Origin of the sequence: Paenibacillus sp. FSL R7-0210 (genome assembly GCF_038009085.1) — a bacterium.
Classification (GTDB): domain Bacteria; phylum Bacillota; class Bacilli; order Paenibacillales; family Paenibacillaceae; genus Paenibacillus_AQ; species Paenibacillus_AQ silagei.
In genome coordinates this window covers 4,205,823-4,217,539 of sequence record NZ_JBBPAR010000001.1, presented here as the reverse complement: position 1 = coordinate 4,217,539, position 11,717 = coordinate 4,205,823, and the positions used below count along the sequence as shown (strand labels likewise).

Sequence of the window (11,717 nt, the reverse complement as noted above, 5' to 3'; positions counted from 1 at the left end):
GCGAGATTCACAGAACGTACAAGCAGCAGTGCCTTCGGGCACTGCTGTTTAATTTGCCTGGAACAAGGGCATTTATTCGGTCCTGTGCAGCGAAACATTTTTCAAGAACAGCCGATTGTGATACGATGGGAGAACGGACTATTTTTATTTCAAATTGTATTTATCTCATAGACTTCATAGATGAAGAGGAGGCCGTCAACAGTGAGTGCAGTCGATCTTATACTGGATAAGGCACTGAAGGGTGAACGTCTTCAGTTGGAAGATACGATCACATTATTCGAGAGCAATGAAATTGAGAAAATGGGCGCTGCCGCAGATATTATTATGAAGCGCTGGCACCCGGAGCCAGTGACGACATTCGTCATCGGCCGCAACATTAACTACACCAATGTATGTGATGTATACTGCCGATTCTGCGCCTTTTACCGCAGACCCGGTTCGGAGGAAGGCTATGTGCTTCCCGATGAGACGATCTACCAGAAGATTGCCGAGACCATGAGCGTAAACGGAACCGAGATTCTGATGCAGGGCGGTACGAATCCCAATCTGCCGTTCAGCTATTATACGGATATTCTGCGCGGCATCAAGCAGCGGTTCCCGGAGATTACGATGCATTCCTTCTCACCGGCGGAGATTATGAAGATGGTGGAGGTCTCCGGCCTGCCGCTGGAGCAGGTCATGCGTGAGATCCATGCTGCGGGCCTCGATTCCCTGCCCGGCGGCGGTGCAGAGATTCTCGATGACCGTACCCGCCGCAAGATCAGCCGGCTCAAGGGCTCCTGGCGCGAGTGGATGGACGTCATGCAGACCGCACACCGGATCGGCATGAATACAACAGCCACGATGGTGATCGGTCTGGGCGAGAGTATGGAAGAACGGGCGCTGCATCTGCTGCGTGTCCGTGAGGCCCAGGACGAATGTATTGCGAACAAATATGATTCCGAGGGCTTCCTGGCGTTCATCTCCTGGACCTTCCAGCCGGATAATACGAACCTGAAGCTGGACCGCCAGACCCCGGAGGAATACCTGAAGACCGTAGCGATCAGCCGCCTGGTGCTGGACAATATCAAGAACTTCCAGTCCTCCTGGGTAACGATGGGGCCTGAAGTAGGCAAGCTCTCCCTGCAATACGGCTGCAATGACTTCGGCAGCACGATGATTGAGGAGAACGTAGTCTCCTCGGCGGGCGCCACCTACAAGGTCAACATCGAGTCGATCACCCAGCTCATCCGCGAAGCGGGCAAGATCCCGGCGCAGCGCAACACGCGCTATGACATCCTGCGGACGTTCGAGGATGCGAGTGTCAAGATTGACAATGATTTTGTGATGCAGAACTAGAATAAATAAAGAAAACAAAAATAACGGAGTTAATCTACAAATTGTAGTTTTGACTCCGTTATTTTTTTATGCTCAACTGCAATGCTTGTTCCATTTCTATAAATAGGATAATAAATCGGATAGCTTTTTGAGGTTTAGATACTTTGTGTTTGCTTGAGAATTCGGTCTTGATAGGACTAATACGGATTGTATACCCAGAGCTGATGCACCATCTAAGTTCTGCTCATAATCATCGACAAATACTGTTTCTGTTGCCGGCAAATGCATCGCATTAAGTGCATGGCTGAACATGCCGGGATTAGGTTTGTTTACTCCAAGTTCAAAACTAAGTGTCATATTATCAAAATACTCATAAATACCAGCATTTTTAAGAACCCTTTTGATTGACGGGTCTGTATCTGAAATAACTCCAATCATATACTTTTCTCTCAGGCTTTCAAGGGTCTGCTTTGTATGATCAAAAAAAACGTAATTAGAATCGTTATACACTCTATCATATGCAATGATTTCAGCTTGTTCGTTGGTAAGGTGAATTTCAGGTAACCCTTCAGCCATTGTTTTATAGTAATTTGTATATCTTTCAAGCTCCTCATCTTCAGTTTTGTAAACTTCATTTTTGAGGTGCTCATTTGCTTTTGAAATTGCTGTATTCAATTGTTCTTGTGGTATTGACCCTAGTATTTGCGGATTTATGTATTCCAACGCTTTTAATGTTATCCTCCAATCACCTGTTGCAGGGCGGAAAATCGTCCAGCCAAGGTCGAGAAATATACCACGTACAGGTTTTTGTATAGTCATTTCAACTCCCCCTATAAATCCTATGATATTGGTAAAAATCCATTTATAAAAGAGTAATTAATCTGTTTTTATTTCCTGTTTAACCTGTCTAACAGGGTGGAGTCCAATTGAATTGGCTTTTTACGCTTTCTTCACTCGATTGTTCACTTGATTGTAAATTGATATCGTTATATTTTACAAAAAACGATGAATTAATGTGAGATTTTACACAACAATTTATAAGAGTTAATGGAATTTGATAGATTCATAGGGAAGGCTATGATACAATTTTTCGGACAGTGGTAGAATAATATAGCAATCACAGGGAGGAAATTAGATTTATGGGAGAGAGAAGATGGAACAAGCCGATAGCTTCTTTATTGGCTACCACAGTTCTGGCAGCACAGATGCTGGGCGGAGTATTCAATGTTCCTGTGCTGGCGGCAGGAAAGGCGGAGGCTTCTCCGGTGATTAATCCGGGAACCATTAATTTACGCTTGATGAGCACGACTGATGTTCATACGAACGTATATGGATGGGACTATTTCAAGGGTGCCGCCTCCGCGACTGTAGGTCTGGACCGTACTTCAACCTTAGTAAAGGCTGCACGCAATGACGCAGAGGGGAAATACAACCTTTTGCTGGATAATGGCGATTTAATTCAAGGAACACCGCTGGGAACGTATATGGCCCAAGTGTCTGATTTCAGGACTAGCGAAGACCAGATTCATCCGATCATCGCAGCTATGAACCTCATGGGTTATGATGCAGCAACCTTCGGCAATCATGAATTCAATTATGGTTTGGATTATCTGGACCGGACAGTTAAAGGCAATGTAAGCAGCGCAACTTATAAGGAGTCTACGGGAGCGAAGTTCCCTTATGTGAATGCAAATATTTATAATGTATCCGATAATGATAATACATTTGAACCTTATAAAATCATCGATAAAGAGGTAAAGGACAGCAACGGCAACACCGTTACCATTAAAGTCGGCCTCCTGGGTCTGGTTACTCCGCAGATCATGGAGTGGGACAAGGTGAACCTGGAGAAAAAGGTTATTGCCAAAGATATTGTGGAAACGGCGAAGAAGTTTGTTCCTGAAATGAAGACGGCTGGTGCGGACGTTATCGTCGCCATGACTCATTCCGGGTTCGACGCTGCTGCCGCAGAAGGAACCGGAGCAGAGAATGTCATTAACCTGCTGAGCAAGGTCCCTGGCATCGATGCCATTACCTTCTCGCATACCCACAAGGTATTCCCGACGAACGGGGATGACAGCAAGCTGGATGCTTCCTTCAAAGATCCATCCACCAAGCTCCCTTACAATAATGATGTAGCCAAGGTAGACAACCTCAACGGCCATATTAATGGCACTCCGGCAGTACAAGCGGGCTATGGCGGAGGTTACCTGGGCCTTATCGATCTGAAAATCGCCCAGAACAGCAGCGGCAAATGGGCAGTAGACAAAGCAGCTTCCAAGGCTTCTACGCGCTCTATTGCTGGCGCTGCCGTTGACACCGCTATCGATGATCTTGCCGGAGCGGCACATCAAGCTACGATTGATTACGTGAATCAGCCGCTTGGTGTAACTTCTGCGCCGATGAACAGCTATTTTGCTATGGTACAGGATGATCCGACAGTCCAGATCGTAACCTATGCCCAGCAGCAGTATGTATCTAACTTAATTCATACGAACGAGAATCTGGCCGGCTACAGAAACCTGCCGATCCTGAGCGTCGGCGCACCGTTCAAGGCTGGACGCAACGGCCCTGAAGAGTATACAGATATCAAGAAGGGCGACCTTACAATAGCCAGTGCAAGCGATCTGTATCTATATGACAATACGCTTAAGGCGATTGTAGTGAAAGGTTCGACCGTCAAAGAATGGGTAGAGATGAGTGCAGGAGCGTTCAACCGCATCAAGCCGTCCATCTCTACACCGCAATCTCTGTTAAATTCAGCATTTGCTGTGTACAATTTCGATGTGATTGACGGCATCCAATATACGCTTGATGTCACCCGCAATGCCAAGTACAAGCCCGATGGAAGCATCAACGATAAATCCTCCAGCCGGGTAACCTCCATCACTTATGGTGGCGAGCCGCTGGACCTGGATCAGGAATTCGTGGTCGTTACCAACAACTACCGTGCAAGCGGCGGGGGTAACTTCCCAGGTGTCAAAGAAGCGAAAATGATTATTGATTCCCAAATGGAGAACCGCCAGGTGCTGATGGATTACATCAAGGAAGCGGGAACAGTTGATCCAACAGCAGACAACAACTGGTCGATTGCTCCTATCGAAGGGAATGTCACTGTAACGTTCCCGTCTTCACCTAAAGCAGAAGCAGTCGCTCCTGCTAACATTAAAGCTACGGGTGCTACAGATGTCAGAGGCTTTGAAATCTACAACCTTGACTTGAAAAAAGCTCCTCCAACCCCAACGGGAGATGTTGAAGTTCACCTACTGGGCATCAATGACTTCCACGGCCAACTGGACACTACCTCGGTGGTGAACGGGGAAGCTGTAGGCACAGCGGCTACACTTGCTGCTTATTTGAAGGAAGCCCGTGCCAAATATGAGCATTCACTGCTGTTCCACAACGGCGACTCTGTGGGCGCCTCCGCTCCGGTATCTTCGCTGGAACGCGACAAGCCTACGATGGAATGGATGAACCTCATGAAGTTCGACGTCGGCACCCTTGGGAACCATGAGTTTGACCAAGGTGTTGAGGCGATGAAGGCTCAAATCTATGGCGGTAAGGACCCTAAGAACGAGAAGGTCGTCCATAATGGCGCAGATTTCGATTATATCAATGCCAACGCAGTAGACAGCACTACTGGCAAACCTATTATTACCCCTTATGTTGTAAAAGAAATTGGCGGCGTGAAGATCGGTTTCATCGGAGTTGTGACCAAAGCAACGCCAAGCAAAGTATCGCCAGCCGGTACAGCTGGTGTGAAATTCCTGAGTGCCGAGGAAGAGGTCGCGGCGATTGAGAAATATGCGGCCGAGCTGAATGCTCAAGGCGTCAAGACGATCGTGGTGCTTGCCCATGATCCGGCAACAACCAAGGTTGATCCGGTTACCAAAAAAAATGTATCCACCGGTGAAGCTGTAGATCTGGCTAATGCGCTTCCTGCCAATTCCCCGGTTGATGTGATCGTAGCCGGAGACAATCATGGCTATGCCAATGATACGGTGAACGGTAAGCTGATCGTTCAGGCTTACTCTTACGGAACGGCTTTTGAAGACATCAAGCTGGTGATTGACGGAGCTACAGGTACAGTGAAGAGTAAAACAGCCACTGTAACGAACACGGTTCAGAGTAAAATCACACCGGATGCCGAAACCAAGGCGTTGGTGGACTACTATCTGAGTCGGCACCCTGAATTAACCAAGCCTGTAGGAACTACTGACGGTACCATCACCCGTACAGATGCCTACACTAAGGAATCAGCATTGGGTAACCTGATTGCAGATGCGATGCGTCATGCTATCTTCAAAGAGGGCGAGAAAGATCCTGCTGATTTCGCCTTCATGAACCCGGGCGGTATCCGTGCGGATCTTCCGAAAGGCAATGTAGCGTTCGGAGATCTGGCGAAGATCCAGCCGTTCGGCAACACACTGGTGAAGCTGACCCTGACTGGTCAACAGATCAAGACCCTGCTGCAGCAGCAATGGGCTGTTAAGGCTGACGGCACCGCAGACACGAAGACATTGCAAATCTCAGGGCTGAAATATACAGCGAACATGTATCTGCCGGTTGCAGAGCGTGTGGCTAACCTGACTAAGGCTGACGGAACACCTATTGAAATGTCGAAGAGCTACACGGCTGTAGTCAATAACTTCATGGCTGCGGGCGGCGACAATTACAAGGTATTGACTGAGGCAAGCGCCTCGCTGGCCGGACCGATTGACCTGGATGTATTCTATGAATACATTAGGGACACATTCAACGGCGGGGCGATCACTGCTGCCATTGAAGGCCGGATCACTAATGTAGAGAAAGACCCTGGAACGGTTAATCCGAACCCTGGTAACCCTGGACCGGTTACAACTGCAACACCGAAGCCAACGGCTTCGCCTTCGGCCACTCCAAGTCCGGCAGCTACACCTGCGGCAACAGCAGCTCCAACGCCAAGCCCGGCTGTACCTGTTGTAGCCTTCAAGGATCTGGGCAAGGTAGCCTGGGCCGCAGATGCCATTAATGCATTGGCAGCCAAAGGCATTATCAAAGGAATGGATGGCACAAACTTTGCACCAATGAAAAGTGTAACCCGCGCAGAATTCGTAACCATGCTGGTTCGTTCACTTGATTTGAGCAATTCGGCTTCACCTGCAAAATTCAGCGATGTGAAGCAGGGAGTCTGGTACTCCGATACGATTGCTGCGGCTGTGAATGCAGGTCTGGTCAAAGGCTCAGGCAACGGTAAGTTCGAGCCGGGCCGTGAGATTACCCGTGAGGAAATGGCGATTATGATCGCGAATGCCCTCAAGAGTCAGCTGCAGCCGGTAGACGCTGCAACGTTGAACAAATTCACGGATAAGGCCAAGATTGCCCCTTACGCCCAGCAGGCAGTGGCACAGCTGACTCAGATTGGTATCGTCAACGGAGTGGATGCCAAGCAGTTCGCACCGAAGAGTATGGCTAACCGTGCCCAGGCTGCGGTCATTATCTTCCGTATGCTGGAGAACAAAGCATCATAAGTAAAAGTTTCATCATGTGATCATGAAATGATAATCCATCAGAGAGAAGGCCCGTGCAGAAATAGCGCGGGCCTTTTTTGGTTTACAATTGTATCCAAAAGTGATATCATAATCATATCAAATACATATCTAATGGAGGCGGCTTTATGAAAGAGAAAATTTTGCATCCGGTCAGCGGTTTTTGGGTCATCGCTCTGATTGCCATTTGTATCGGCGGCGGGATTTATGGTGCGGTTCAGGAATATGTGGCATTGCCTGTTATCCTGTTCGTAGCGGCGTTCATTTTGAGCACCAGTATATCCGTGGTTCAGCCTAACAAGTCGGTGGTAGTGACTTTTTTCGGCCAATATGTGGGCACTATTGCAGCAAGCGGACTGTTCGCGGTCATTCCGTTCAGCATCCGTAAGACGGTATCTCTCCGGGTCCGCAACTTCAACAGCGTGAAGCTGAAGGTCAATGATGTGGAAGGTAATCCGATTGAGATTGCTGCGGTGATTGTGTTCAAGGTCATTAATTCCGCCAAAGCGCTGTTCGATGTAGATAAATATATGGCATTTGTGGAAATTCAGAGTGAGACAGCACTGCGTCATGTGGCGAGTAAGTACCCTTACGATAACTTTAATGAGACCGGCATGTCCCTGCGGGCCAATGCTGATGAAATTGCCAAAGAGCTTGCCGTAGAGCTGCAGGAACGCTTATCCCTTTCAGGTGTAGAGGTCATTGAAGCCAGGCTGACCCACTTGGCTTACTCTACCGAGATTGCCAGCACGATGCTGCAGCGCCAGCAGGCTTCGGCCATTCTGTCCGCCCGCCAGATCATTGTGGAGGGAGCTGTCAGTATGGTCGATATGGCGATCCGTCAGCTTAAGGAGAGCGGTGTAGTTGAACTGGATGAAGAGCGCAAGGCAGCAATGATCAATAACCTGATGGTCGCGATTGTGTCTGAGCGCGGCGCGAGCCCGGTAATCAATGCCGGCTCGTTGTACTAAAGGCGGTAATATTATGGCGGCCAAAAAAAGCTTTCCGCTGCGGATCGATCCCGAGCTGCACGAAGCGCTGGAACGCTGGGCCGGAGAAGAGTTTCGCAGCGTAAACGGACATATCGAATATTTGCTGCGTGAGTCTTTGAAGCGTGCAGGCCGCTTGCCGGTTAAAAAACGCCGGGAAGAAGAATAATCTGCCCGGGGCGGCGGCCCTTCTGGCCTGAAGACGGACAGCCGTTTTGCGCTTGACGGAAGATAAGCTGAGATTTATAATTGCCTTAATTCATGTTATCAGCGTTGACGAAGATATGAACCACTTGCTTTGGACCGTTTCAGAGAGAGGAAGCCTCAGGCTGCAACTTCCTCCGGTACCGGCTGTCGGTTTACCCCTTTGTAGCTGCGGTTATGAACCCCTGACGGCTTCCGTACTCCGGAACCTTAACGGATAGTAAGAACCGCCGGTTCATGGCCGTTATCCCCATGCTAACGAAGGATTATATTCTGCAGTGAAGCATAAGCAACTGCTGCAAGGATAGATCGAATTTGGGTGGAATCACGGGTGCAATCACTCGTCCCTTTGCGGGACGGGTGTTTTTTGTGTGAAGAGTTCAAGGAAGTATAGCCCAACAAACCTTAGGAGGAAGTAATCATGTCAGTAAATATTAAGCTTCCGGACGGATCGGTCCGGGAATACGCAGACGGCAGCAGCATTGATGATGTAGCCGCCTCTATCAGCAGCGGACTGCGCAAGAACGCCGCAGCAGGCAAGCTCAACGGGATTGTCGTAGACCTGTCAACACCGCTGCAGGAAGGCGATCTGGTAGAGATCGTAACTCTTGATTCGCCGGAAGGTCTTGAAGTGATGCGCCACAGTACAGCCCACCTGATGGCGCAGGCGGTAAGACGCCTGTTCGGCACCAAGGAAGTGAAGCTTGGAGTCGGTCCTGTGATCGAAGACGGCTTCTATTATGATATGGACCTGGAGCATCCGCTCAATCCCGAGGATCTGCTGAAGATTGAGAAGGAAATGGACCGTATCGTCTCGGAGAATCTGCCGATTGTCCGGCATGAGGTCAGCCGGGGGGAAGCACTGGAGCGCTTCGGCGAGCTGGGTGATCCTTACAAGCTGGAGCTGATTGAAGCTCTGCCGGAAGACAGTGTCATCACGATCTATGAGCAGGGCGAATTCTTCGACCTCTGCCGTGGCCCGCATTTGCCGTCTACGGCCAAGATCAAGGTATTCAAGCTTATGAATGTGGCCGGGGCTTACTGGCGCGGGGACAGCAAGAATAAGATGCTGCAGCGTGTCTACGGCACAGCCTGGATCAAAAAGGCACAGCTGGATGAGCATCTGCGCCTGCTGGAGGAAGCGAAGAAGCGCGACCACCGGAAGCTGGGCAAGGAGCTGGAGATTTTCACCTTCAACCAGTTAGTTGGACAAGGCCTGCCGATCTGGCTGCCTAAGGGCGCGAAGCTGCGCAGTATTCTGGAGCGTTATATTGTCGATCTGGAAGCAAGCCTCGGATACCAGCATGTCTACACTCCTGTACTGGGGAACGTAGAGCTGTACAAGACTTCCGGGCACTGGGAGCACTATCAGGAAGATATGTTCCCTAAGATGACTATCGATAACGAAGAGTTCGTGCTGCGCCCGATGAACTGCCCGCACCATATGATGATCTACAAGAGCTCGATGCACAGCTACCGCGATCTGCCGATCCGTATTGCTGAGCTTGGGATTCAGCACCGTTATGAAATGTCAGGAGCCTTGACTGGTCTGCACCGCGTGCGTTCCATGACGCTGAATGACTCGCATATCTTCTGCCGTCTGGACCAGATCAAGGGCGAGTTCATCCGCGTGCTGGAATTGATTAAGCAGGTATACAGCGACTTCGGGATTGAAGATTACCGGTTCCGCCTGTCCTATCGTGATCCTAAGGATACTGAGAAATATTATGCCAACGACGAGATGTGGGAAACTGCACAGCGTATGCTGCGTGAGGTAGTCGAAGAAGCCGGCCTGCCGTTCTACGAAGCCGAAGGCGAAGCAGCCTTCTATGGTCCGAAGCTAGATGTGCAGATTAAGACTGTACTCGGTAAAGAAGAGACACTCTCGACCGTACAGATTGACTTCCTGCTGCCGGAACGCTTTGAGCTGGAATATGTAGGCGACGACGGCCAGAAGCACCGTCCGGTTGTCCTGCACCGCGGGATTCTGGGAACGATGGAACGGTTCGTAGCCTTCCTGCTGGAGAACTTTGCCGGTTCACTGCCGCTCTGGCTGTCTCCGCAGCAGGTGAAGATTATTCCGGTATCGTCAGCCTTCGACGACTATGCGAAGGAAGTGGAAGCGAAGCTGCTGCGCAGCGGCATCCGTGCGGAAGTGGATTTACGCAATGAGAAGATGGGCTACAAGATCCGTGAAGCTCAGCTCGAGAAGCTGCCGTACATGTTCGTGGTCGGCGAGAACGAGATGAACGCGGGCAGCGTAGCGATACGTAAACGCGGTGAAGGGGATATCGGTGCCCAACCTCTGCAGGAAGCGATTGATTCACTTGCACAGGAAATTGCCGGACGTGTAATTTAATTCAGTCTGATTACTGAACCTCTGTTATAAGCCTCGTGAGACCGCTATGGCGCGGTGTCATGTATAAAGTTTTGTGAATCGGGAAACCCTCGTACTATGGGGAGGGTTTAACTAATGAACAAAATGGGCTTATACCAGAGGTTTTGGTGTCTTTTCGTCACGATCGTCCTTATGCTGACCGCTGCCGGGATCTTCCCGGATTACGCGCGCAAGTCAGCCCAGGCGAGAGGGATGGAGGACACTGCAGGGCAGCATGGAAGCAGCATACAGAAGCAGTCACCCGTTGATCGTCAGCAGGCAGGCTCAGCATCCCGTCTTGGAGGCTCTTCAAGAGCCGTACAGCCGGATGCTGCAGACAAAGCTGCTAAGCCAGAGGTACAGGCAGCTAAGCCTAAGAATGCTGTCAAAGCACCCGGCTCGGTACCGGTAGCCGCTCCGGCTCCAGAGCAGATTATCACCTCGCTGAAAGTAATGGCGACCGGCTATACAGCCGGATACGAATCCACCGGCAAGACCGCTAAGCATCCGGAGTACGGGATTACGTATTCAGGAGTGAAGGTACGGCGGGACAAGAATGCGGTATCCACGATTGCAGCGGACCCGAAGGTGCTGCCGCTGGGGAGTATTTTATATATACCGGGTTATGGATATGGAATTGTGGCCGATACCGGATCGGCAATCAAAGGGCGAAAGATCGATCTCTACTTCAGCACCACCAAGCAGGTCTACAAGGAATGGGGCAAGAAGTCGGTCGTGGTTCAAGTGATCAAACGTGGCGACGGCAAATGCACGGAAAGTATGCTGAAGAGCCTTGGCCATGCCATCCAGACTTATAATGCAGTTCCGCAATATTTGCTGGAAGAAGCTATTTAACGGATGCTTTCGCTGGACAATCCGGGAGTTTGAATTTATTTTCACGTGAGCATGCATAATACAGCGGGCTGCTTCCCATAATATCGACTGGGGCAAATACTTGCTTCTTCCGATACAATAGGGAGGTGAATCTCGTGGCTAATTCCAAGAAACCAAAGGTACAAGAAAACTTCAAAACACCAAATGAAAAATACAATGCAGAGTTCGCTGTTGAAAATGACGGTGCAACTAAGCAAAGCAGCTCTTCTATGACCAAGCCGGCTCAGAAACCGCAGCAGTAATGCTGGGTTCCCGGTAAGCTCCTGAAGCAACAAGCTGTCCTCCCATGTCCGGATTACGGGCTGGAGGGCAGCTTTTTTATGCGTTTATAATTTAACTTATTATTCCAGTTGTCTCGGTCTGGAGACTGAGATGCGGTTCCTTCTTACGCCGCTGTTCTCCGCCGCA

At 49.9% G+C, this 11,717-nt stretch carries 8 protein-coding genes; 7 read left to right on the top strand and 1 reads right to left on the bottom strand.

Annotated features, from left to right (window positions below):
* The first annotated feature begins 201 nt into the window (after positions 1-201).
* Positions 202-1,338 carry a cyclic dehypoxanthinyl futalosine synthase gene (mqnC, locus tag MKY64_RS18085; RefSeq protein ID WP_340954829.1) on the top strand — a complete coding sequence of 379 codons (1,137 nt, stop codon included), beginning with the start codon at positions 202-204 and terminating at the stop codon, positions 1,336-1,338.
* Positions 1,339-1,434: 96 nt separating this feature from the next.
* On the opposite strand, the gene MKY64_RS18080 is transcribed toward mqnC, so the two are convergent.
* Positions 1,435-2,136 carry an HAD family hydrolase gene (locus MKY64_RS18080; protein ID WP_340954825.1) on the bottom strand — a complete coding sequence of 234 codons (702 nt, stop codon included), beginning with the start codon at positions 2,134-2,136 and terminating at the stop codon, positions 1,435-1,437.
* 320 nt (positions 2,137-2,456) lie between these two features.
* On the opposite strand from MKY64_RS18080, the gene MKY64_RS18075 reads away from it, so the two are divergent.
* The 6 genes from MKY64_RS18075 (at position 2,457) to MKY64_RS18050 (ending at position 11,551) form a co-directional block, all read left to right on the top strand.
* Positions 2,457-6,827 (top strand): bifunctional 2',3'-cyclic-nucleotide 2'-phosphodiesterase/3'-nucleotidase, encoded by a 4,371-nt coding sequence (locus MKY64_RS18075; RefSeq protein WP_340954822.1) that lies wholly within the window; start codon positions 2,457-2,459, stop codon positions 6,825-6,827.
* 146 nt (positions 6,828-6,973) lie between these two features.
* On the top strand, positions 6,974-7,816 hold the full coding sequence (locus MKY64_RS18070; protein ID WP_036722389.1) for an SPFH domain-containing protein: 843 nt from the start codon (positions 6,974-6,976) through the stop codon (positions 7,814-7,816).
* Positions 7,817-7,829: 13 nt separating this feature from the next.
* Entirely contained in the window at positions 7,830-8,003 is a 174-nt protein-coding gene (locus MKY64_RS18065) for a toxin-antitoxin system HicB family antitoxin (RefSeq protein ID WP_036722388.1), read from the top strand.
* A gap of 456 nt (positions 8,004-8,459) precedes the next feature.
* On the top strand, positions 8,460-10,397 hold the full coding sequence (thrS, locus tag MKY64_RS18060) for a threonine--tRNA ligase (protein ID WP_209872960.1): 1,938 nt from the start codon (positions 8,460-8,462) through the stop codon (positions 10,395-10,397).
* A 171-nt stretch (positions 10,398-10,568) separates the two neighbouring features.
* Positions 10,569-11,270 carry a 3D domain-containing protein gene (locus MKY64_RS18055; RefSeq protein WP_143803748.1) on the top strand — a complete coding sequence of 234 codons (702 nt, stop codon included), beginning with the start codon at positions 10,569-10,571 and terminating at the stop codon, positions 11,268-11,270.
* A gap of 134 nt (positions 11,271-11,404) precedes the next feature.
* Positions 11,405-11,551: a hypothetical protein gene (locus MKY64_RS18050; RefSeq protein WP_200869501.1), complete on the top strand. Its 147-nt coding sequence runs from the start codon at positions 11,405-11,407 to the stop codon at positions 11,549-11,551.
* Positions 11,552-11,717: the final 166 nt, after the last annotated feature.